Below are 23,426 nucleotides of genomic sequence, written 5' to 3'. Positions count from 1 at the left end.
GCCGGGCAATGATGAAGCGCACGCACCTCCTTGGACTAATCGCCTGTACGCTGATCGGCGCCCAGCCCTTTCCAGCGGCGGCGCGCGATTCGCTTGGCATATTCGAAAGCTGGGGGGCGTTCCGCGATCCGACTGTGCCGCGCTGTTACGCGATTGCCGAACCTGCGCGGGGCAGCCGACGTGCCGGATGGCAAGCGTTCGCCTCCGTCGCGACATGGCCGCGGCAGGGCGTGCGGGGGCAATTGCACATCCGCCTCAGCCAATCCCGCCGCACCGGCAGCGCGGTATCGCTCAGCATCGGGGAACAGCATTTCGCGCTGGTGGCAGGCAATGCCGATGCATGGGCACCGGACAAGCGCGTCGATGCGGCTATCATTGCAGCCATGCGATCGGGCACGAGCATGAGCGTGCAGACAGTCGCCAACAGCGGGCGCGGCTTTGCCGATGTCTATGCGCTGCGTGGCGCGGCCACCGCTATCGACGCTGCCGCATTGGGATGCGCCCGCCGCTGAGCCTGGGCGCTGGCATTTTCAGACATTTCGCCCTATATGCGCGCCATGCAAATTCCCGGACATATCGATCCGGTGCCGGTTCCGCGCACCGTGACACCCCGTGCCGACGGCCGCGTCGATCTGCTGGGCCTGAACAAGGCGCAGATTCAGGGCGCGTTGCAGGAGGCGGGGCTGGACCTCAAGCAAGCCAAGCTGCGGTCCAAGCAGTTGTTCCACTGGCTCTATCATCGTGGCGAAACCGACTTTGCGGCGATGACCGATCTCGCCAAGCCGATGCGCCTCTGGATGGCGGAGCGCTTCGTCGTCGGACGTCCCGAAGTCGTGGAGGCGCAAGTTTCCAGCGACGGCACGCGTAAATGGCTGCTCCGCTCCGACGATGGGCAGGATTATGAGATGGTGTTCATCCCCGACGCGGATCGCGGAACGCTCTGCATTTCCAGTCAGGTCGGCTGCACGCTCAATTGCCGGTTCTGCTACACGGGCACTATGCGGCTGGTGCGCAACCTGACGCCGGGTGAGATCGTGGGACAGGTTATGCTCGCCCGCGATTCGCTCGGCGAATGGCCCAAGGGCAATATGGCAGCGACGATCGACGATGAAGATGAGGACGAAGACGCGCCGCTCTACACCACCGACGGGCGAATGCTAACCAACATCGTGATGATGGGCATGGGTGAGCCGCTCTATAATTTCGAAAATGTGCGCGACGCGTTGAAGGTCGTAATGGACGGCGACGGACTTGCGCTCTCCAAGCGCCGGATCACGCTGTCGACGAGCGGCGTGGTGCCGCTGATGGCCCGCGCGGCAGAAGAGATCGGCGTAAACCTGGCGGTATCCCTCCATGCCGTCACCAAGGAAGTGCGCGACGAGATCGTGCCGATCAACCGGAAGTACGGGATCGAGGAACTGCTACAGGCCTGCGCCGATTACCCGAAGGCGAACAATGCACGCCGCATCACCTTCGAATATGTGATGTTGAAGGACAAGAACGACAGCGACGACGATGCACGCGAACTCGTCCGCCTGATCAAGCATTACAAGCTTCCCGCCAAGGTGAACCTGATCCCGTTCAATCCTTGGCCCGGTGCGGCCTATGAATGTTCGACGCCCGAACGCATCCGCGCGTTCAGCAATCTGGTGTTCGCGTCCGGCATCTCTGCGCCAATCCGGACGCCACGCGGGCGCGACATCATGGCGGCGTGCGGGCAGTTGAAATCCGCATCGGAAAAGAAGAGCCGTGCCGAACTCGACCGGCTGGCTGAGGAGAAGCAGGCAGCGCTTGGCTGACCCCTTGCTCGTCTACCCTGACGAAGCGGCGATTCTCGCGATAGGGACCGGCTTTGCTGACCGGACCTTGCCCAAGGCGCAGTGGACGCACGCCGCGCATTTCGCAGCTTGCCTGTGGCTGCTTCGTTGCCGGGAGGATTTGATAGCGGAACGAGACATGCCAGATATGATCCGAGCGTACAACGGATCGACAGGCGGTGTGAACAGCGACTCGACGGGGTATCATGAGACAATTACGCTGGCCTCCATTCAGGCTACCCGGCATTTTATGGATAAAAGCAGGCAAAATACGCCTCTCCACATCATTCACGCTTGGCTTATGGAGGGAAATTGCGGCCAAAAGGATTGGCTCTTAAGATATTGGTCGACCGAATTGCTGATGAGCACAACAGCGCTAAAAAGCTGGACCGCTCCTGATTTACAGCCGCTACCCTTCTGAAATTTTAAGGCTTTTCAGGCGATTGCAATTTTTGCATCCACTCTGTCGTCGTTCGCACTTGCAGCAAACACCGGTGTCAGCCATAAGGACTGTGCCTTTCAGGCATCCTCTCCTAAAACTTTTCGGGCTGGTCTTCGGATCAGCCCTTTTTTTTAGGCGGAGCTTCATCTATGACGTGCTCGCTGCTGTCGCGCCGAATAAAATAATTTGGAGCGGTGCCGCCGGTAAGACCGGCAAGGCGAGGCTGTGGCATGGGGGATCGAGCCCGATCCAGTCAGCGGCTCTCCCCCATCCTTTCTTATTTTTGCTGCTCGTGATCTTTAAGACCTTTTCCTTCGTACCTTCGGTCGGCCTGCCATTCTCGGCGGCGACCCTGTGGACAGGCGGCTTTCCATGAAGACTGGGCTAGTCATTGAAGGCGAACTGACAGCGGGCACTTTGGTCAAGCGGCACCGCCTTTCGACGCGACTTTGGCATTGGGTCAATGCGGTTGCCATTGCCACGCTTTTTATGAGTGGCCTCGGCATCTTCAATGCGCATCCTCGGCTTTACTGGGGAGAATATGGCGCGAACTTCGACACACCCTGGCTCGAACTCAGCCGCTTTCCCGGCTGGATCACCCTGCCCGGCAGCTACAGCTTGGCCATGTCGCGGCAATGGCATCTGGCGTTTGCGTTGATATTTGCGTTCGCGACGCTGTTCTATATGATCTGGAGCCTCATCAACCGCCACATCAGCCGCGACCTTGCCTTCCGCGGGCAAGAAATCGCACCACGGCACATCTGGCAGGATATCAAGGATCACGCGCGGCTGCGCTTCCCCACGGGCACGGCGGCGCTGCAATATAGTGTCTTGCAAAAGGCGAGCTATATCGGGGTAATCTTCATTCTGATCCCTGGTCTGATTCTGACCGGTCTAACCATGTCGCCGGGCATGAATGCCGCCTTGTCATGGCTGACTGAAGCGTTCGGCGGGCGGCAGTCGGCGCGGTCGATCCACTTCATTCTGGCTTTCGCGATCGTCGCCTTCTTTTTCGTCCACATCGTAATGGTGTTGCTGGCAGGGCCAATCAATGAACTGCGCTCGATCATTACTGGCTGGTATCGCCTCCCGCATCCCCGTCAAACCGGAGGGCACGACCGATGACTATGCTCACGCGCCGGTCTCTGGTCAAAGGCTTAGCGCTCGCCGCCGGAGGATTGCTCACGGGTTGCGACAGGCTGGCCAAGAACGAAACGTTCCGCGATGCGCTATTCAGCGCGGAAAACGTTCATCGCTGGACGCAACGTGCTTTGACGAACCGCAATGCGCTCGCACAGGAATTTTCTCCGGATCAGATGTCGCCCTACTTCCGTCCGAACGGAACACGCAATCCCAGCACGCCGGAATATGCCGCGATCTCGGCCAACAACTTCGCTGATTGGCGGCTGAAGATCACGGGCCTCGTCAATCGGCCGCTGGCACTCTCCTTGCCGCAACTGCAGGCCATGCCCCATCGCGAACAAATCACGCGGCACGATTGCGTCGAGGGCTGGAGCGCGATCGGCAAATGGCGTGGGGTGCCTTTGCACAGCATCCTGGGCACTGCCGATTTAAAGACCAACGCGAAATACCTTGTGTTCCATTGCGCCGACACGAACGGCGGCGCGCGGCCTTATTATGAGAGCATCGACATGATCGACGCCTTTCACCCGCAGACGATCCTTGCCTATGCGCTTAATGACAAGCCGCTGTTCGTTGCAAACGGCGCACCGCTCCGGCTGCGGGTTGAACGGCATCTTGGGTACAAACACGCCAAATATCTGATGGAGATAGAGGCAGTGGACAGCCTGAAAGACATTCATGGCGGTAAAGGCGGCTACTGGGAAGATGTCGCAGGTTATGAATGGTACGCAGGTATTTGACCTACCTTTAGCTGCGTCCTAAGTCCTCCCTATGTGGCTGTTCAATCGTTTGCTTCCCAAGCTCATTCGCAAAGGTCGTCTCACCGTCATCACGCATGATGGCCAGTCCTCATCCTACGGAGACGGCGATCCGGCATGGCCCGCCCTCACCATGCGCCTCCACGATGCCCAAGTTGCACGAGACATTGTACGTGACCCGCGCTTGGGAGCCGGAGAGGCATATATGGACGGGCGCTACTCCATCGAGGGCGGAGACATTCTCGACTTCGTGACGTTTGTGCGGGCTAACAGGCCGTGGGAGAGCGGCAGTTCGGCCTTGGAACGTAAAGGCATGGCGGCGCGTGCGGGTGCAGCCCTTGTCGGCCGCGTCAATCGCTTCAATCAGCGCCGCACGTCCAAGGCCAACGTTGCGCATCATTACGATCTCTCGGATCGGCTTTACGACCTTTTCCTCGACCGCGACCGACAATATAGTTGCGCCTATTGGACCGATCCCGCCAATACGCTGGAGCAGGCGCAGACCGAAAAGCTGGGGCACATCGCCGCGAAGCTTCATCTATCGCCGGGGCAGACCGTGCTCGATATCGGCTGCGGATGGGGCGGAATGGCGCTGTATCTCAATCGGACCTGCGACGTCGATGTGCTGGGCATCACGCTGTCGGAGGAGCAACTGAAAGTCGCGCGCGCGCGTGCCGAGGCGGCGGGGGTGTCGGATCGCGTCAAGTTCGCGCTTATCGACTATCGCGACGTGCAGGGACGGTTCGACCGGATCGTGTCGGTAGGCATGTTCGAGCATGTCGGTCCTGCCCATTATCGCGAGTTCTTCCGGACCTGCCACAACAAGCTGACGCCACAGGGCGTGATGCTGCTGCACACCATTGGCCGCATCAACAAGCCGGGTACAACGGACGCTTGGACAAGGAAATATATCTTTCCCGGCGGCTACAGCCCTTCCTTGAGCGAGGTGATGAAGGCGAGTGAGCGCAACAAGCTGATGATTACGGATGTGGAAGTGCTGCGGCTGCATTATGCCTACACGCTGCGCGAGTGGTACGAGCGTGTGCAGGACAAGCGGGCGGAGATAGAAGCGCTGTACGATGCGCGGTTCTTCCGGATGTGGAGCTTTTATCTGGCGGGGGCGACCGCCGCGTTCGAGAGTGGGGGCATGGTGAATTTCCAGCTGCAATATTGCCGGGATCGTAGGACGCTGCCGATTACGCGGGATTATATGGCGGATGCGGAGAAGGCGTTGCGGGCGAAGGGGTGAACGTGTTGCCCAGTGCAGATAAGCCCACAAACCGTTCGGGCTGAGCCTGTCGAAGCCTTCTACTGAACGAGGTGAAGTATGCTTCGCCTGCGGCTCAGCAGAGCCTTTCGACAAGCTCAGGGCGAACGGAGTATATTATTTGAAAATTGGAAAAAAGGCCCAATGATCGCTCACCGGGCCTTCTAAAATCTTATGCCGCCGCTTTCGAGCGCGCCTGCTTCTTACGCTCGTTCGGGTCGAGCCAGCGCTTGCGCAGGCGGATCGACTTAGGCGTGACTTCGACCATTTCATCGTCGTCGATGTAGGCGATCGCCTGCTCCAGCGTCAGCTTCTTGGGCGGCGTCAGGCGGACGGCGTCATCCTTGCCGCTGGCGCGGAAGTTGGTGAGCGCCTTGCTCTTCATCGGGTTGACTTCAAGGTCGTCGGGCTTCGCGTTCTCGCCGATGATCATGCCTTCGTAGAGTGCTTCGCCCACGCCGACCATCAGGATGCCGCGCTCTTCCAACGGACCCAGCGCATAGGCGTTGGCTTCGCCCGACCCGTTGGAGATCAGCACGCCATTCTTGCGGCCTTCGATCTTGCCCTTATGCGGGCCGTACTTTTCGAACAGGCGGTTCATGATGCCAGTGCCGCGCGTGTCGGACAGGAATTCACCATGATAGCCGATCAGACCGCGTGAAGGCGCGGAGAAGGTGATGCGCGTCTTGTTGCCACCGGAGGGGCGCATGTCGGTCAGTTCCGCCTTGCGGATCGCCATCTTGTCGACGACGGTGCCCGAATATTCCTCGTCCACGTCGATGACGACGGTTTCATAAGGCTCTTCCAGACCCGTTTCACCATCGCGGAACAGCACGCGCGGGCGGCTGATGCCGAGTTCGAAGCCTTCGCGACGCATCGTTTCGATGAGCACGCCCAACTGCAATTCGCCACGGCCTGCGACTTCGAAGCTGTCCTTGTCGGCGCTCTCGGTCACCTTGATCGCGACGTTTGATTCGGCTTCGCGGGCCAGACGGTCGCGGATCATGCGGCTCGTCACCTTGGTGCCTTCGCGGCCCGCCATTGGCGAATCGTTCACGGCAAAGCGCATCGAGAGCGTCGGCGGATCGATCGGCTGCGCGTGCAGCGGCTCGGTCACCTGCGGGTCGCATATGGTGTTCGACACAGTCGCGACGGTGAGGCCTGCGAGCGAGATGATGTCGCCTGCCTTGGCTTCATCGACGGGTACGCGCTCCAGACCACGGAACGACATGATCTTCGACGCACGGCCGGTTTCGATGATCTTGCCATCATTGTCGAGCGCGTGGATCGCCTGGTTGGTCTTCACCGAACCCGAGAACACCAGACCGGTGAGGACGCGGCCCAGGAAGTTGTCGCGGTCGAGCAGCGTCACGAGGAACTTGAACGGACCATCGGGATCGGCCGACGGCGCGGGCACATGGTCGACGATCTTCTGGAACATCGGCGTCAGCGTGCCGGAGCGCGCCTGCGGATCTTCGCTGGCATAGCCGTTACGGCCCGAGGCGTAGAGCACGGGGAAATCGAGCTGCTCGTCGGTCGCTTCCAGACTGACGAACAGGTCGAACACTTCGTCCAGAACTTCCTGAATGCGCTCGTCCGGGCGATCGACCTTGTTGACCACGACGATCGGGCGCAGGCCCAGCGCCAGCGCCTTGCCGGTCACGAACTTGGTCTGCGGCATCGCGCCTTCCGAAGAGTCGACCAGCAGGATAACGCCGTCGACCATCGAGAGGATGCGCTCCACTTCGCCGCCGAAGTCGGCGTGGCCCGGCGTATCGACAATGTTGATGCGCGTGCCTTCCCACTCAATTGAGGTTGGCTTGGCAAGGATGGTGATCCCGCGCTCTTTTTCCAGGTCGTTGCTGTCCATCGCGCGCTCTTCCACGCGCTGATTGTCGCGGAAAGTGCCCGATTGGCGGAACAATTGGTCAACGAGAGTGGTCTTGCCATGATCGACGTGCGCGATGATGGCGATATTACGCAGGGACATGAGATGCCTTTGGGATTAGGGTTCCGCCGACATGAAGCCGGTCCGGGTGTCGCGGCCCCATAACGGAAACTTGCCAATCCCGCAACCTTCGCAGCAAACTGGTGTGTGAAGCGGACGGTTAAATGCATCTTCGACTGGCATTGACGCGGCTGCCGCCTATACTCGGCAGAGCGCTCTTGCAGCACAGGTGTTTTATTCTAATATGACACCAGAGGAGATACTATGGCTTCGACTGCGACAACCACTGCCGACCCCCTGACGCTGACCCCACCCGAGCCGGTGGCGGCACTCGCGCCCGAACGGGCCGTAGGGCTTGTGCCGATCGACGAGGAAAAGAAGTCGAAGCTGGACGAGAAAGTCGATGCGTTCGTCGACGATCTGGTAGCGCAGGACGCGAACAGCCCGGAATTCGGGATGCGCGTCGACCAGTTGACCAACATGGGACGCAAGGAGATTTCCGAAGCGGCGGGGCACAGCAACCGCTTTCTGGATCGTCCGGTGCGGGCGATGGACTCCGATAATCAGGTTGGCGCGGATCTGGCGCAGCTACGTCGCACCGTCGAGGATCTCGATCCAGGCAAGCGCGGCAACCTGACTGCGCCGCGCAAGCTGTTCGGCATCATCCCGTTCGGCAACAAGATGCGCAATTATTTCGACAGCTACAAAAGTGCGCAGAGCCATATCAACGGCATTCTCGGTAGCCTGGCCAGCGGCAAGGATACGCTGATCAAGGATAACGCGGCCATCGACGTCGAGCGCCAGAATATGTGGGCGACGATGGGCAAGCTGGAGCAGATGATCCACATCAGCAAGACGATGGACGCGCGGCTGGAAGCCAAGGCGCTGGAACTGGACGCGACCGACCCGGCCAAGGCGAAGGCGATCCGCGACACGGCATTGTTCTATGTGCGTCAGCGCACGCAGGACTTGCTGACGCAAATGGCGGTGACGGTGCAGGGTTATCTGGCGCTCGATCTGGTCAAGAAGAACAATGTCGAGCTAGTGAAGGGCGTGGACCGGGCGAGCACTACGACCGTCGCGGCTTTGCGTACGGCGGTGACGGTCGCGCAGGCGCTGGTCGGACAGCGGCTGGTGCTGGAGCAGATCACGGCGCTGAATACGACGACCGCGAACATGATCGATTCCACCGGGAATCTGCTCAAGACTCAGACGGCGACGATCCACGAACAGGCGGCGTCCAGCACCATCCCGATCGAGACGCTGCAACGCGCGTTCCAGAATATCTACGACACGATGGACAGCATCGACACCTTCAAGGCGAAGGCGCTGGAGTCGATGAAGACGACGGTGAACACGCTGTCGAGCGAAGTGGAGAAGTCGAAGGGCTATATCGCGCGCGCCGAGGGGCAGGCACAGGCGCAAGCCAGTGGTGGTAGTGCGGCCAATCCGTTGTTGAGCGCGATCGAGGCGTAGCTGAAATGTACGCCTCCCCTCCGTTCGCCCTGAGCCTGTCGAAGGGTTCTGCTGAGCCGCAGGCGAAGCATGCTTCTCTACGTTCAGCAGAAGGCTTCGACTTCGCTCAGCCCGAACGGAGGGAGGGGTTGCCCAAATGACCCGTTCCAACCAAATCCTCGCCGACGCCGAAGCCGTGCTGAACCGTACGTCCGACCGCTACCGCAGCCTTTCCACACGTGCGCGCCAGCGGCGCAACGCGGCGATGATGAAGAAGTTTAAGCGGATCGTCGCGGCGGTGTTGGCGATCGTGATCGGTGCAGCGGTCGTCGGCTGGTTCGTGCCGTTGGGCACCAGCGGGATTATGATCGTGCTGGCGCTGATCCTTGCGGCCGTACTGTTGCTGGGCATGGTGTCGGGGGACCGGCAAGTGAAGCCGGAGAAACTCGCCGAAACCGACCTCAAGGCGTTGCCGCTACAGACCGAGATCTGGTTGGACAACCAGCGCAAGGCCCTGCCCGCCCCCGCCGTCCAACTGATCGACAGCATCGGTATTCGGCTGGAAACGCTGGCCCCGCAACTGGCGACGCTCAACCCACAGGAACCCGCCGCGCTGGAAGTCCGGCGACTACTGTCGGATCATCTGCCGGAACTCGTCACCGGGTATCAGAGCATCCCTGAACCCATGCGGCGGCAGGAGCGCAATGGGCGCGTACCCGAAAAGCAGTTGATCGAGGGGCTTGGCGTAATCGAGAGTGAGATCGACCGGATAAGCGAGCAACTGGCGTCGGGCAATCTGAACGACCTCGCCACACATACCCGGTTTCTGGAACTGAAATATCAGGAAGCGAAGCAGTTAGGCGCGCCGGAGCCTGACATCAAGGCGGGGTCAAACCAGTAGCAGCGCAGAGTCCCTCTTCGGTCAGGCACGCGGCGTGATCCACCTGACGCTGATATTGGTCGATCTGCTCACCGGGCTTATCGAAGCCGGCGGGTGGGCGCTGCTGATGATCGGAAGCGGCATCGCCGGCATATTAGGTGTCGGCTGGGCGGCTGCATCGGTATTCCGCAGCCGCAGAAGTTAAAGAATGGGGCAGACCCGAGAGCCTGCCCCGTCCTTTTATTAAAAGTGGAAGATTACGCCAGCCATCGGACGGATGCTGTCGAAATCATAGGTTTCGGCTTGCAGGCGAAGACGCACGCCCGAGTTGCCGGTCAGGCCGCCAAGACCGATGTCCTTGGGGCCGACTTCGACGCCAACGCCATAGATCCAATCCTTATGGTCGCTGTATGAGCGCTTGCCGTTGACCCACTGATAACCGGCCGATGCGAAGATCATGCCGCTGTCACCAGCGCGGGCGCCGACGCGGCCACGCACGCCATATTCCCAATCGATGTCGCCAAAGCCCTTAGTTGCGTTACCTTCCGCGCCCACGAATACGGGGCCAAGTGGAATGTTAACACCGGCCACGCCGCTGACGAGGCCGCCGTTCATCCGGCCACCAAGAGGCGAACCGAATTCGCTGCTGCGATCGAAGCTGTGGTAGCCGCCAAGGACGCCGACATACGGCTCGATGCCGAAAGCAGGCGTGCCGTCAGGCGCGGTTTCGGTCTGCGCCATGGCGGTGGCGGGAAGGATGGCAAGGGCGGCAGCCGCCAACAGATACTTCTTCATGTATTCACTCCAAACGTACAACGCGCCTTCTTCGGCGGTGCCCCCTGAAACAGCCGGTTGCGCAAAGTGTTTCCGCGCGAGCGAGATAAATGACAACCTGTGTCATATTCGCATCATCTGGAGATTGCTCAGGGAAATTCTTAAGGGCAGCCGGCTTTGGGCACGTTGGGTTGCGCTGCAACAAAGAAGATGCTGGCGATCAGAAGCCGAAAGCCAAGCCTTTTTCCTTATCCAATGCGATGTCATGCGACATGGCCGCTGCCTGCCGGAAGCGCAATTCGTTGGTGATCAAGGCTGTTCCGATGAACAGCAACAGCGCGGCAAGGACGATCTTCCGTGCAGGACTGAACCAGCCCAGCGCCGCAAGCGCCATCATCGCGGGCAGCGTGTCAGCCGCATAGAGAAACGCGATCTCGCCATACACGGTATGGAAAGCGGCCTGGAACCCGATGAACGCGATCAGCGGGACACCAATCCGACGCAGATGCGGAATGCTGACCGCAGCCTGCGTACCTGCCGCGATCAGGATAATCCATGCAAGTAACGTCAGGCCGCCTGTAATGCCAAAACTGGAAAGCGGCACGAATTGATTGGTTACCATCGTAAACGGGCCGGACTCTGTGGGTTCCGTTACGACCTCCGGCAGCGGCACGATCGCGGGCGTCACCAGCGCGTTACGGAAGCTTGCGACAGGACTCCATCGCATACCCAGCTTCTGCATCTGCGGACCGGAGAAGGTGTGCTCGCGCGCAATGCCTACCGGGTCCAGGAAGAAGCGCGCGTTGTGCAACGCTTTGTGCTGAACGAAGGACAGCGCCGCCACGCTGGCGAAGGCGACTATCGTGACCACCAGAAATCTGTTCCAACGCAATCTGATTATGCTGGCGGCAAGGCCGATGCTCCAGTTGGTGAGCAACATCGACAGGCTGGCCGCGGAACCCAAGGCCCAGAGCCAGAGCGTCGATCCACGCGCGCATGACAGTATCGCGATCATTACAACGACCGTCATGCCACTTGCGGCGTAGGTCTCGGGAAACGCATACCAGTGGAGAAACGCTGCGCTCGACACATAAGCAGCGGTGAATCCCAACGCCGGTCTCATCGCCATTCCCAACCCGCGCATCGCCAGCAGGAAAGCGCCCGCGCTTATCGCCGCCATCGCGGCCAGCAGCACGGCGATCGCGTGCATCGGGGCAATCCCCACCGCGCCCGCAGCCTTCACTGCGGACAGTCCCAGGATCGAGAAGAGCGGATGCGCGACGTTGCGGTTCTGCGAGTGGCTCCATCGTTCGGTCAGGTTGGATATCACGCGGGGCGGGTCAGCCTGGAAAAAGATGTTGTAAGTGCGGTATACGGCGGGATCGATGGCTGCGTGGTTCCAAAGGATGATACACGCGGCGACGATGCCGACTGCTGCCGCAACCAGCCAGTCCGTCCGCGACAAGCGTGCAGGTGCGTAAGCTGGCAACCAGTTCAGCCAGCGCGAACCGCTTTCGCCATCTTCTGCATCTAACGCACCGGGAATCGCCGGATTTGTGCGTGGCTGCATCCTCAACTCAGCCCCGTCAGGATGACGCCCATCAATATCGTGAGTATCCCTGCGATCCGCATCGGCGGCAGCGCCTCACCCAGCAACAGGTGTCCCGTCAGCGACGTGATGAGGATGCCGAGCGCGACACAAGGGTAGGCCTGCGACACGTCCAGCCGCGACAGAACCGAAAGCCAGACGACAGCGCTGAGGCCAAAGCTCGCGAAGCCGATGAGCACCATGGGTGAGGTGGCGACGGCGCGGAACATGTCCATGCCGACGCCGCTTGCCATCCCGGCCTGCACTGCCGGTGTGGAAACCCCGATCTTAAGCAGTATCTGCGACCCTGCGGAAAGCAGCACGCTCAGCAAGACCGGCAGAAACCAGAGCGGCACCGTGTTTCGCATCATCAGCGCGCACTCACCATGATTATCAGCACCAGGCCGAGTGTCACCGCACTGGTGCGGTCACGAAGGGCAAACACGACCGGATCGTCATGCATGAAGCGGCGATGCGCGAGCATCAGCATCCGCCCGAGCCAATAGAGCAAGGTCGGGCAGATTGCCCAGAGAAACAGGGGGTGGCGATACGCCGCATGGACATCCGGCGAAGCCAGGTACAGCGCGAACACCGTCACCGACACATAAGCCGCCGCGACCGCCATCGACATTATCATCCCCATGTCGCTCGTCCGGTAATTGCGATTGTCCGCCTCAGGCAGCTGCGAATCCACGCGCATCGCAAGTTCGGTGTAGCGCTTGGTCAGCGCGAGACAGGTGAACACCATCATCGAAAACGCGCCCAGCCATTCCGACAGCGCGATGCCGGTCGCGACACCGCCGCCGATCACCCGGATCGTGTAAAGCATCGAAAGAGCGAGCACATCGATCAGGAATTTGCGTTTCAGGACAAAGGAATAGCTGGTGGTCAGAACCCCGTAAGCCACCAACACCGCGAGAAACGGCAAAGATGTCAGGGCAGCGACAGCAATCGCGCCGACGCCGAGCAACCCTGAAACCATTAACGCCTGCTTGATCGGCAATATACCGGCGGCGAGTGGGCGACGGCTCTTCGTCGGATGGCGTCGATCTGCGCCAAGATCGACGAGATCGTTGATGATGTAGATGGATGACGCCATCATCGAAAAAGCGACGAAGGCGACCACGCAAAGCAGCAGCGCCTCTGCGTCGATCAGGCCGGACGTAATCATCGGCACGAAGACGAGAGCATTCTTCGCATATTGATGGACACGCAATTGCCGCACCCACGCCTTCGCGCGAGACTCGCTGCCACCGATGTGGCGCAGCGGCTTGCCTGCGCGGGAGGCGCGTGATGCTACGGTGCGGGGGACGCGAATGCCGATCGCTTCCTGCGCATGGCGCCAGATCGGCAGGTCCGCCGCTTCGTTTCCGATATAGTCGAAACCGCCCGTGCCGAACGCTTCGATCAGTCGCGCGGCCTTGACCTCGCCCACGCAATTCGATCGATCGCACGATGCGAACCAGCCTGTGAACAGGCCGACATGCTCCGCGATGGCCGACACTAGGCTTTCCGATGCCCCGGACGCGAGATAGACGGGCCGACCTTCGCTACGCGCGATGCCGATGAGCCGCAGCACGTCGGGATCGTAGGGCAAACTTGCTGCGTCAAATGGCGTCGCGGTAGCGAGGTGATGCTTGACCGCCGCCTTGCCATGCCTCAGCGCACCGAGCATCGGCAGCAACAGGCGGAAGTCACGGCCAATCGCGGAAAACATCGTCTCGATGAGCAGATCAGATCGGATCAACGTGCCGTCCAGATCCACGACCAAGGGTCTGCCAGCACCCACCGTCTCGTCAAGCAGACGATCTTCCACCAGCATTTGGCCCCCACAATTCTCATTGGATTGTGGCCAAAGCTACTGAACGCGGCGATCTCCAGCAATTACGTAGGGCTGCGTAGGGGCTATCACAGCCACCCACATGGGAGCCTTGCAGGATGTGGTGGAGATTGGATGCCCCGCGTGGATTCGAACCACGATTGGCGGAGTCAGAATCCGCTGTCTTACCATTAGACGACGGGGCATCAGCCGGAGAACGCCATGCCTGCGCGCGGCGACCGGAGAGCGGCAAATAGGCAGGCGCTTCCTGCCTGTCAATGCCGTAGCCAAGTGCCACCGATGCAATGCTCATGCACTCTTACCGACTGGATTTGCCGGGCGGGGTCAGTAGCTTGCGCTTTTGCACATATCGCCTTACTCTTGGCTCCAAGTACCGGCGCCTGTTGCGGCGCACGGAAAACAGAACAGTGAGTAATCCCGGCCATGGTGCAGCACAGCCGCCCATCGCCGCAGCTTTCGCCAAACCCCGGCCAGAGGGACAATGGCGCCCCTGCGGCTTCGTCCTCCGCCAAATCTCCGACCTCGCCTCTCCGCGACGGGGCTAATGCCATGCGCCCTACGACCGGCAGCCGTTGGCCCAGTCGCAAGTCCTATGCCGCTATCGACCTTGGCACCAACAACTGCCGTCTGCTGATCGCCAAGCCTTCGGCTGACGGATTCATTGTCGTGGATGCCTTCTCCCGCATCGTGCGCCTTGGCGAAGGATTGGCGGCGAGCGGCCGGATCAGCGACGTCGCGATCGAGCGCGCCATCGCCGCATTGTCCATCTGCGCGGACAAGCTGCGCCGCCGCCATGTGACTTTGGCGCGATCGGTTGCCACCGAAGCCTGCCGCCGGGCGAGCAACGGTCCTGCTTTCATCGATCGGGTCTACCGCGAAACCGGCATTGCCCTCGATATCATCACGGCAGAAGAGGAAGCGCGGCTGGCGGTCCTTGGCTGCCATGCCCTGCTGGAGCCGGGCGAAGGCCCTGCTCTTATCTTCGACATTGGCGGCGGATCGACCGAGCTGGTGCTGGTGGACACAGAAGGCCCAGCGCCGCGCATCCTTGACTGGCAGAGTGCGCCGTGGGGTGTGGTGTCGCTGACGGAATCGGAACAGTTTGATCCTGATGACGCGGAAGCACGCATTGCTGCTTATGCGCGCATGCGCGCTCGAGTGACGGAAGCCTTCAGCGGTTTCGCCGCGCGTTTGCCCGCGCCGGAGGGTTCGGTGCGGCTGCTCGGGACTTCGGGCACCGTCACGACATTGGCCAGCCTGCATCTGGAACTGGTGCGCTATGACCGCGCTGCGATAGACGGGCTGATCGTTCCCTCGGTCTCGATGCGCGCGATCTCCACGCGGCTGGCTAGCATGGCGATAGCCGAGCGGCGATTGCTGCCCTGCATCGGGTCGGAACGCGCCGATCTGGTGGTGGCGGGGTGCGCGATCCTGGAAAGCATCCTCGACATCTGGCCCGCCGAGCGGCTGGGCGTGGCGGATCGTGGCATTCGCGAGGGCATCTTGCGCGGATTGATGGACCGCGACGACATTTCCGGGCAAAGGGCCGCGTCATGACGAGAGGCACCGGCGTCGGGCATATCCGCGTGAAAACCGCGAAGAAGCGGACAGCGCAATCGACGCGCTGGCTGGAGCGCCAATTGAACGACCCATATGTACATCAGGCGCGTGCACAAGGTTGGCGCAGCCGCGCGGCCTTCAAGCTGATCGAGTTGGACGAGAAGTTCCATTTCGTGAAGCAGGCGCGGCACGTCATCGACTTGGGCGTAGCGCCGGGAGGTTGGGCGCAGGTGGTGCGGAAGCTATCGCCCAAGGCGCGCGTGGTCGGCATCGACTTGCTGCCGACCGATGAGATCGAGGGCGTGACGCTGCTCGAAATGGACTTCATGGACGACAAGGCGCCCGACATCCTGCGCGCGGAATTGGGCGATGCGCCCGATCTGGTGATGTCCGACATGGCGGCAAACACCGTCGGCCATGCCCAGACCGATCACCTGCGCACCATGGGCCTGGTCGAGGCCGCCGCGCATTTCGCGATCGAGACGTTGAAGCCCGGCGGTACGTTTGTGGCGAAGGTCTTCGCAGGAGGCACCGACCGCGAGTTGCTGACGATCCTCAAGAAGCACTTCACCACCGTGAAGCACGCCAAGCCGCCCGCCAGCCGCAAAGGATCGAGCGAATGGTATGTCGTAGCGCAGGGCTTTAAGGCCCGCAGCGGCATCCCGGTGGCTGATTAGAAGCGGCGCGATATTCCGGCATAGACGCGCACATCCGGACTATCCGCATTGAGGCCGAAGGCGCTGCCCGCATCCAGTTGACAATTGTCCGAAGCCTGCCAGGCGAGCGAAGCCGCCGCGAGCAATTCGGTCGTGTGTCCGGATGGATCATCGTCCCGGAAGGCGGAGACTTCGAACGCAGCATTGATGGATTTCGACAAATCCACCCCTAACCCCGCCACAGTGCCATAGGAGAGATGGCGACCGTCGCGATCCTCATCCACGTTCGCGTCGATTTCCGGTGTGACGGCCAATGAAAGACCTGCGCCGATATCCACGCTGACGGGCACGATCAACCCTGCGGCCCAATCGCCTGCGCCTATGGCAGATTCGCCAGCGGGCAAGGTCGCAGATAGCTTGATGGCGGCAGAAAAACCGGAGCCTTCCGATTCGGACAGGCTACGTTTATAGCCGATCAGAATATCTCCGACGCCGCTCGACTTATCGATAAGGCGGCTCGGGATATCTTTGTTCCGCTGGTGCCCATAGGCTGTCCAGCCGACCTGCACTTCGCTCACGGCATCCAGCCCATAGCGCATCAGCAGGTCGCCTGCGATCAGAGTATCGGATTTCGTCGCCTCATCTTTGTCGCGCGTCCAATCGGCCAACCCCAATTCCGCCAGCACATGCCCCTTGTCCACAATGCATGGCGTTGTACCAAGACCAGGCCGCTCGGGGCATAAAGGGCGAAGGCCCTGCGCAAATCCGGGTGAAGCCATGATGCCTGTGGCGAACAACAGCACAAGCGTCCACTTCACCGTCATCTGGCGCGCGCTGCCGCCACCGCCGCCTTGAGCGCGTCGAATCCGACCGCACCGTTCAGTACCTGATTGCCGACGACGAAGGTCGGCGTGCCGGTCGCCTGCAACGTCTGGGCAATGCGGATATTGGACTCCACTTCAGCGTTATACTTGGCCGTGACCATCGCGGCCTCGGCGGCCTTGCGGTCGATGCCTACGGACGCGGCAGCGGCGAAGATCGTGTCCCGGGTGACTTGCCCGGCGCCATACAGCGCCTTGTGAAAGCGCATGTACTGCCCCTTTTCAGCGGCCAGCAGCGACACCTTGGCGGCGTCAGTGCTCTGCTCCGACAGGATCGGCAGTTCGCGGTACACGACCTTCAGCTTGCTGTCCTGCGTCACCAGCTTTGCGATTTCGGGCAGGGTCGCGCGGCAATAGCCGCAGGCATAGTCGAAATATTCGACCAGCGTAACGTCGCCATTCTCTGCGCCTTCCCATGCGCCGGCGTAGGGCGTTTCGATCTTCGAGCGGTTCTGATCGATTACCGCGCCCATGCGCTTCGACGCGAGACGCTCCATGGCCTGCGGCAGGATTTCGGGATGTTCGAGGATATAATCGCGCACGATCGCCTCGATCGCCGCCCGGTCCTTCGTGTCGACTTGTGCAGCGGGGGCAGCCCCCTGCATGAAGAAAGCAGCGACCGCAGCCGCCGCAACAAAGGCCGTTCCGCCCAGCATCATTTGTATCTTTCCGTTTTTAAGGGCCGCCCGCAGCGTCGCCGGTGTTTCACTCATCGTCTTTTCTTGCCCTGTGACTCGATGGCGGCGCGCGACACCATGGAAATATCCTGCGCGCGCAGCCAATCGGTCGTGCCTTCCTTGAGACCCTGCATCGCGGCGTCGGCGCTCCGCAGTGCCATCTCGTTCTGGCCCTGCATGGAATAGCGCTCCGCCGTGGCCAGCGCCGCATGTGGAATATCGCCGCGCTGTTCGTAGACGACGCCAAGTTGATACCAGGCGAACGGATTCTCCCGATCGCGCGCCACAGCGTTGCGCAGGACTTTCTCGGCTTCGGCGAAATTGGCGCTGTCTTCGGTCGCGATCAGCGCGTGGCCGAGCAGCACCGCGATCAGCGGCTGGTTATTGGACCCCGCGACTGCATCGCGCAGCGGCGCAATAGCTTCGGCGGGGCGACCACTTTCCAGCAGAACTTGTCCTTTGAGTTCAAGGAAATAAGGGTCGTGCGGCTCCGCAGCCAGCAATGCACCCACTTCCGACAGTGCTTTTTCGGGATAGGCGCTTTTATGCCAGGCATAGGCGCGGGCATAATGTGCCGGGAGCGACTGGTCGGTCTCGGGGTAAGTGCGCAGGGTCTGGGCGGGATCGGATACGAAGCCGATGAGCTTCGCCTTCACGCGCTCGAACTTCTTTTCCAGCACCGGGTCGACCGGCTTCTTCCACGCGGGGTCTTTCTCGTAGACGTCGGTCAACACGGCGATGCGTTCGCCCGAAAGCGGATGGGTGCGTCCGTAGCTGTCGTCCTGCGGGATCGCGAGCCGATATTCCTGGTTCTGAAGCTTCTTGAAGAACTCCAGGCTCCCCTTGCCGCTGACTCCTGCGCCACTCAGGTAGCGGGCACCCGCCAAGTCGGCGGAGCTTTCCTGCGTGCGGGAGAAAGCGAGATACTTGCCCATGGCAGCCTGCTGGCCAGCGCCCATGATCCCCATGCCCGCCTCGCCCGCGCCCGCCGCGATCGCCGCCGCACCCAGGACTAGGCTGAGCAGGGTGATGTTGGTCGCCGCCTTCGCGCCCTCTGCCCCGGTGATGACGTGACCGCCCTCTATGTGCCCGAGTTCATGGGCGATGACGCCCTGCACCTGATTGACGTTGTCGGCGGCGGCGATGAGGCCGCTGTGGATCCAGACATATTGCCCGCCCGCGACGAAGGCGTTGATTTCCTTGTCGTTGATCAGGAGCACCTGCACATTTCGCGGTTCCATCTTCGCGGCTTTGACGAGCGGGCCGGAAATGGAATCGAGCAGCGCCTCGGTCTCCGCATCGCGCAATATCTGCTGCGCGGCGGCAGGCTGGACCAACAGCGCGAACGACAGCAGTAACGCGGCAACGAGGCGGATCATCATACGGGCGGAAGCCATGGCCACGCTATGGGCGAAGTCGCCGCCCGGTTCAATGGCGGGCGTAGATGGGAAGGTTTCAAACGAAGAATGGCCTCTCCCACGGGGGAAGAGGCCATTCCTTGGTGCGCGTTGATTGGGAGATCAGGCGCCGAAGGTGCGCTGCCACCAGCCGCGACGAGTCGTACCGTCGCCGTCTTCGCCTTCGCTACCGTCGGCGGAGGCCTCGGCAGGCGTAGCGTCTGCCTCGGAAGCTGCAGGCGTCGGCGTGGGTTCAACAGGTGTGACCTCCGCAGGTGCAGCTTCTGTCACGGGTGCTGCGTCTTCCACAGCTTCCGTCACAGACTCCACGGCTTTTGCAGGAGAGGCCTTTCTACGTGTGCGCTTGGGCTTCTCGACCGCCACGGCTTCTGCCGCAGGTTCGGCCACGGGTTCAGCTTCCACTGCGGTGTCGGCCTTCTTCTTGCGCGTCCGCTTGGGCTTAGGCGCTTCTTCCGCCACAGCTTCGGTAGGCGTCGCATCGGGCGCAACGACCGCTGCTTCTGCTGCTGGCTCCACCGGCGATGCTTCAGCGTTCACCGCACCCTTGCGAGCACGCGGCCGACGACGTGTCTTGGGCGCTTCGGCAACAGGCTCTGCTTCGACCGGCGCTTTGGGCGCGGCTTCGGCCACGGGCTCCGCTTCGCCTTCTGCTGAGACGGAGTTTTCGCCGGCCTCAGACGTCTGCGCTTCACCCTCTGCACCTTCACCGCGACGGCGACGGCCACCACGGCGTCCACGACGGCCACGGCGACGTGCCTCTGCCTGTTCCTCACTGACGATCAGCGATGCGTTATCGCCACCCTCGACGAGTTCCGCTGCATCAGTGTCGGCGTCCTCCACCTGATCGTCCGAAGGTTCAGCGCCTTCTGCTGCTTCGGCATTGTCCGGGGCGATTTCGTTGCCCTGCTCATCGGTGCGTCCACCACGGCGACGACGACGGCGGCGACGGCGACGGCCGCCCTCGCCTTCCTCGGCACTGCGTTCCGGACGATCGGGCCGTTCGCCGCGTTCACGATTGTCGCTGCGCGGCGCGCGTTCCTCGACCTCTTCGGCTTCTTCCTCGATCTCTTCCTCTTCCTCGGGAAGATCATCGTCGTCATCATCGACGATGGGCGAGAAGGTGACGACATGCGTGGGCTTCGGCCCGCTGGCCTCCACCGACATGCGTGCGCCTTCGACTTCGCCATCGGGCAGTATCTGGATCGTCACGCCATAGCGCTGCTCGATCTCGTCCAGTTCGCGCCGTTTGTTGTTGAGGACGTAGAACGCCGCTTCCTGGCTGGCGCGCAGGGTGATGAGCGTTCCGCGACCGCGTGCCGCTTCTTCCTCCAGCATGCGCAGCGCGGAAAGACCCGCCGACGATGCCGTGCGGACGAGGCCCGTGCCTTCGCAATGCGGACATTCGCGCGTCGAGGCTTCCAGCACGCCGGTGCGCAGACGCTGGCGGCTCATTTCCATCAGGCCGAAGCCCGAAATGCGTCCCACCTGAATACGCGCACGGTCGTCGCGCAGCGCATCCTTCATAGCCTTCTCGACCTTGCGAACATTGCTGTTCACTTCCATGTCGATGAAATCGATAACGACCAGGCCCGCCATATCGCGCAATCGCAACTGACGCGCGATTTCTCGTGCGGCTTCCAGGTTGGTGGCGACGGCAGTTTGCTCGATACCATGCTCGCGTGTCGAGCGGCCCGAGTTGATGTCGATCGAGACGAGCGCTTCGGTCGGGTTGATGACAAGATAACCGCCCGACTTCAACTGCACGACTGGATTATACATCGCCGCCAGTTGATCCTCGACGCCGAAGCGCTGGAACAGCGACACCGTGTCGGCATAGGCTTTCACCCGCCGCGCATGGCTTGGCATCAGGAGCTTCATGAAGTCCTTCGCTGCGCGATAGCCTTCCTCGCCCTCGACGATCACTTCCTCGATATCCTTGTTGTAGATATCGCGGATCGCCCGCTTGATGAGGTCGCTGTCGTTGTGGATCAGCTCAGGCGCGGAAGCCTTCAGGGTTTTTTCGCGGATTTCGTCCCACAAACGCGCGAGATAATCGAAGTCGCGGCGAATTTCCGGCTTGGTACGCGCAAGGCCCGCCGTGCGGACGATGCAGCCCATGGTCGAGGGCAAGCGCATTTCGGCGATGATCGACTTAAGGCGCTTGCGGTCGGCCGCGTTGCTGATCTTCCGGCTGATGCCACCACCGTGCGAGGTGTTGGGCATCAGCACGCAATAGCGGCCCGCCAGCGAGAGATAGGTGGTAAGCGCAGCGCCCTTGTTGCCGCGTTCTTCCTTGACGACCTGCACCAGCAGCACTTGGCGGCGGCGGATGACGTCCTGGATCTTGTAGCGGCGGCGCAGCGCCATGCGCTTGCGGCGCAGGTCTTCGGCGGCATCATCGCCGCCCTTGCGGCGCGTGTTGGCGCGTGGCTTCTCGCCACCTTCGCCTTCCTCTGCGCCTTCGCCTTCGTCCTCGTCATGATGGTCTTCATCATGATCGTGCGGCGCATCGAGTTCCTCGACATCGCCGGTCAGAGCGGCTTCGTCATCTTCCTCGGCGCGGAGGGCGGCTTCTTCTTCGGCATGCTCGCGTTCTTCACGCAGCAGTGCTTCGCGGTCTTCCTTCGGGATCTGGTAATAGTCCGGGTGGATTTCCGCGAAGGCCAGGAAGCCGTGGCGGTTGCCGCCGTAATCGACGAACGCCGCCTGAAGCGACGGTTCGACGCGGGTTACCTTGGCAAGATAGATGTTTCCCTTGAGCTGCTTGTGCTCAGTGGATTCGAAATCAAATTCCTCTATCCGGTTTCCGTTGACGATGGCGACACGGGTTTCTTCCCGGTGGCGCGCATCGATCATCATACGCAGTGTCATTCATTATACTCCGGGCGTGGCGGCCGGCGGCTTTGGCCGAAGCGGCCACGCTAAAGGTGAGGGACGGCCGGAGCCTGCGCGCCATCATTGGCGCGAGCTGGATCATCGTCCGGGTTGTAAGGATGTTAAGCGCGTCTGCTGCGGGGGCAGGGCCGGGAATATTTCCGGGCCGGGCAAAAGCCGTCCACGCCCCAAGGCCCAAAACCGGCCTGTCGGGGAACGTGGAAAAATGCCTCATGCAGCGTCAACCTGTTGGATCGCCTTCACGATTGGCGGCGATTCGTAAGCATCCCATGCGTTTACCGCAGATGTGCGGACTTCACGGGATTTGAAAGGGGTAGCAGTCAAGGAACGATGGGGCAACGGCGACCCTGAATTTTTTGTTACAATCGTTCCTGAAGTCCTGTTTGCAGCATGATGGTAAATGAAAGGTTAATTTTCCGATCGCCTTTACAACGCCGCATCGTGATTTCGGCTGGACGGCGGCGGCCGGAAGAGGGCACAAGCGCGGCCATGTTTCTGGCGCTGACTTATAGTGTTGCCCTGATGACTGCGCCCATCAACGGTACTGCGGCATCCATGGATATGGTGCGGCCGCCAATTGCGTTCAATGCGCGGCCACCGCGCAAGATGCATAGCATCACTGTGCCCATCCCCCCCGCCTCACGCGGCATTGCCTTGCCGAAGGTCGAGGGACCGCGCGATGGTTCCCGTCCGCTAGTCGTGATCGATGCTGGCCATGGCGGTCACGATCCGGGCGCAAGCAATGCCGCGGCTGGGGAGCAGGAAAAAGACGTCACACTGGCGGTGTCGCAGGCCATTCGCGAGCGGCTGCTCGCTTCCGGGCGCGTGCGGGTGGCGCTTACCCGCAATGATGACCGCTTTCTGGTGCTGGAGGAGCGCTATGGCATTGCCCGGCGGCTGAGCGCGGACCTGTTCATTTCCATCCATGCCGATGCAGCGCCCAATGCCGAAGCACGCGGCGCCACCGTATATACGCTTTCCGAAACCGCGTCCGATCGGGAGGCGGCGCGACTGGCGGCGCGGGAGAATCGCTCGGACATCATCAATGGCGTAAACCTGAGCGGTCAGGAATCGGCGGTGTCGAACATCCTGATCGACCTGACGCAGCGCGAGACGATGCAGCAATCGTCCAGTTTCGCGCGCATACTTCAGCGGGAGGCCACGCCGTTCGTGCCTTTCCGCAGCACCGCGCATCGCTTCGCATCGCTGATCGTCCTGAAAGCGCCCGACACGCCTTCCATACTGTTCGAGACGGGATATATCAGCAATGCACAGGACGCGGCGTTCCTCACCTCCCGCGAGGGGCAGCAGCAGATCGCCGATGGTGTCGGCAAGGCCATCGAAGTCTATTTCGCGCGCCGGGCCGCCGCACCATGACGCTGTGATGATGCCGGGCTGCGCGCCTGCCCTTGTCCTCTCCAGCTTTG

Annotated in this window: 20 protein-coding genes and 1 tRNA gene; 11 read left to right on the top strand and 10 right to left on the bottom strand. The window is 61.4% G+C overall.

What is annotated here, in order from left to right; translation table 11 throughout:
- The first annotated feature begins 11 nt into the window (after positions 1 to 11).
- From C1T17_RS06200 to C1T17_RS06170, 5 genes are all read left to right on the top strand, one after another.
- The gene (locus C1T17_RS06200; protein WP_104955038.1) at positions 12 to 512 is read left to right on the top strand and encodes an invasion associated locus B family protein; all 501 of its coding nucleotides are present in this window, start codon (positions 12 to 14) and stop codon (positions 510 to 512) included.
- A gap of 36 nt (positions 513 to 548) precedes the next feature.
- Positions 549 to 1,799, top strand: a complete 1,251-nt coding sequence (gene rlmN, locus C1T17_RS06195; protein WP_104952696.1) for a 23S rRNA (adenine(2503)-C(2))-methyltransferase RlmN — start codon at positions 549 to 551, stop codon at positions 1,797 to 1,799.
- Between the two features lie 832 nt (positions 1,800 to 2,631).
- The gene (locus tag C1T17_RS06180) at positions 2,632 to 3,384 is read left to right on the top strand and encodes a cytochrome b/b6 domain-containing protein (RefSeq protein WP_104952694.1); all 753 of its coding nucleotides are present in this window, start codon (positions 2,632 to 2,634) and stop codon (positions 3,382 to 3,384) included.
- A gap of 2 nt (positions 3,385 to 3,386) precedes the next feature.
- On the top strand, positions 3,387 to 4,142 hold the full coding sequence (locus C1T17_RS06175) for a molybdopterin-binding protein (RefSeq protein ID WP_411269232.1): 756 nt from the start codon (positions 3,387 to 3,389) through the stop codon (positions 4,140 to 4,142).
- A gap of 31 nt (positions 4,143 to 4,173) precedes the next feature.
- Positions 4,174 to 5,409, top strand: coding sequence for an SAM-dependent methyltransferase (locus tag C1T17_RS06170; RefSeq protein ID WP_104952692.1), 1,236 nt, complete (start codon positions 4,174 to 4,176; stop codon positions 5,407 to 5,409).
- 190 nt (positions 5,410 to 5,599) lie between these two features.
- Here C1T17_RS06170 and typA read toward each other — a convergent pair whose 3' ends face one another.
- Positions 5,600 to 7,417: a translational GTPase TypA gene (typA, locus tag C1T17_RS06165; RefSeq protein ID WP_104952691.1), complete on the bottom strand. Its 1,818-nt coding sequence runs from the start codon at positions 7,415 to 7,417 to the stop codon at positions 5,600 to 5,602.
- Positions 7,418 to 7,639: 222 nt separating this feature from the next.
- Here typA and C1T17_RS06160 point away from each other — a divergent pair, with 222 nt between their 5' ends.
- The 3 genes from C1T17_RS06160 (at position 7,640) to C1T17_RS21205 (ending at position 9,915) form a co-directional block, all read left to right on the top strand.
- Entirely contained in the window at positions 7,640 to 8,851 is a 1,212-nt protein-coding gene (locus C1T17_RS06160; protein ID WP_104952690.1) for a toxic anion resistance protein, read from the top strand.
- A gap of 136 nt (positions 8,852 to 8,987) precedes the next feature.
- Positions 8,988 to 9,731 carry a hypothetical protein gene (locus tag C1T17_RS06155; RefSeq protein WP_104952689.1) on the top strand — a complete coding sequence of 248 codons (744 nt, stop codon included), beginning with the start codon at positions 8,988 to 8,990 and terminating at the stop codon, positions 9,729 to 9,731.
- Between the two features lie 34 nt (positions 9,732 to 9,765).
- Entirely contained in the window at positions 9,766 to 9,915 is a 150-nt protein-coding gene (locus C1T17_RS21205) for a hypothetical protein (protein ID WP_189338511.1), read from the top strand.
- 38 nt (positions 9,916 to 9,953) lie between these two features.
- On the opposite strand, the gene C1T17_RS06150 is transcribed toward C1T17_RS21205, so the two are convergent.
- The 5 genes from C1T17_RS06150 to C1T17_RS06130 form a co-directional block, all read right to left on the bottom strand.
- On the bottom strand, positions 9,954 to 10,505 hold the full coding sequence (locus C1T17_RS06150; protein ID WP_104952688.1) for an opacity protein: 552 nt from the start codon (positions 10,503 to 10,505) through the stop codon (positions 9,954 to 9,956).
- 199 nt (positions 10,506 to 10,704) lie between these two features.
- Positions 10,705 to 12,054: a hypothetical protein gene (locus tag C1T17_RS06145; protein ID WP_104952687.1), complete on the bottom strand. Its 1,350-nt coding sequence runs from the start codon at positions 12,052 to 12,054 to the stop codon at positions 10,705 to 10,707.
- Between the two features lie 2 nt (positions 12,055 to 12,056).
- Positions 12,057 to 12,443: an EamA family transporter gene (locus C1T17_RS06140; protein ID WP_104952686.1), complete on the bottom strand. Its 387-nt coding sequence runs from the start codon at positions 12,441 to 12,443 to the stop codon at positions 12,057 to 12,059.
- Positions 12,443 to 13,894 (bottom strand): UbiA family prenyltransferase, encoded by a 1,452-nt coding sequence (locus C1T17_RS06135; RefSeq protein ID WP_104952685.1) that lies wholly within the window; start codon positions 13,892 to 13,894, stop codon positions 12,443 to 12,445. The genes C1T17_RS06140 and C1T17_RS06135 overlap by 1 nt, the downstream gene beginning before the upstream one ends.
- 129 nt (positions 13,895 to 14,023) lie before the next feature.
- Positions 14,024 to 14,097 (bottom strand) — tRNA-Gln (locus tag C1T17_RS06130).
- Between the two features lie 364 nt (positions 14,098 to 14,461).
- Here C1T17_RS06130 and C1T17_RS06125 point away from each other — a divergent pair.
- Both C1T17_RS06125 and C1T17_RS06120 read left to right on the top strand, forming a co-directional pair.
- Positions 14,462 to 15,469: a Ppx/GppA phosphatase family protein gene (locus C1T17_RS06125; protein ID WP_411269215.1), complete on the top strand. Its 1,008-nt coding sequence runs from the start codon at positions 14,462 to 14,464 to the stop codon at positions 15,467 to 15,469.
- Complete coding sequence (locus C1T17_RS06120) at positions 15,466 to 16,149, top strand: RlmE family RNA methyltransferase (protein ID WP_104952683.1); 684 nt, start codon at positions 15,466 to 15,468, stop codon at positions 16,147 to 16,149. Before C1T17_RS06125 ends, C1T17_RS06120 begins: the two co-directional genes overlap by 4 nt.
- Here the strand turns inward: C1T17_RS06120 and C1T17_RS06115 are convergent.
- The 4 genes from C1T17_RS06115 to C1T17_RS06100 form a co-directional block, all read right to left on the bottom strand.
- The gene (locus C1T17_RS06115; RefSeq protein ID WP_223262832.1) at positions 16,146 to 16,952 is read right to left on the bottom strand and encodes a transporter; all 807 of its coding nucleotides are present in this window, start codon (positions 16,950 to 16,952) and stop codon (positions 16,146 to 16,148) included. The genes C1T17_RS06120 and C1T17_RS06115 overlap by 4 nt on opposite strands.
- Complete coding sequence (locus tag C1T17_RS06110; protein WP_223262831.1) at positions 16,949 to 17,722, bottom strand: DsbA family protein; 774 nt, start codon at positions 17,720 to 17,722, stop codon at positions 16,949 to 16,951. The genes C1T17_RS06115 and C1T17_RS06110 overlap by 4 nt, the downstream gene beginning before the upstream one ends.
- Entirely contained in the window at positions 17,719 to 19,083 is a 1,365-nt protein-coding gene (locus C1T17_RS06105; RefSeq protein WP_223262830.1) for a M48 family metalloprotease, read from the bottom strand. Before C1T17_RS06105 ends, C1T17_RS06110 begins: the two co-directional genes overlap by 4 nt.
- Positions 19,084 to 19,206: 123 nt before the next feature.
- Positions 19,207 to 21,975 carry a ribonuclease E/G gene (locus tag C1T17_RS06100; protein ID WP_223262829.1) on the bottom strand — a complete coding sequence of 923 codons (2,769 nt, stop codon included), beginning with the start codon at positions 21,973 to 21,975 and terminating at the stop codon, positions 19,207 to 19,209.
- 414 nt (positions 21,976 to 22,389) lie between these two features.
- Between C1T17_RS06100 and C1T17_RS06095 the strand changes: the two genes are divergently transcribed.
- A complete protein-coding gene (locus C1T17_RS06095) occupies positions 22,390 to 23,376 on the top strand; it encodes an N-acetylmuramoyl-L-alanine amidase family protein (protein ID WP_411269214.1) in 987 nt (328 codons plus the stop codon).
- Positions 23,377 to 23,426 lie beyond the last annotated feature (50 nt).

It is taken from the genome of Sphingobium sp. SCG-1 (assembly GCF_002953135.1).
Lineage (GTDB): Bacteria > Pseudomonadota > Alphaproteobacteria > Sphingomonadales > Sphingomonadaceae > Sphingobium.
Note: the sequence above shows the minus strand (reverse complement) of the source record. Positions and strands in the feature narration are given on the sequence as shown.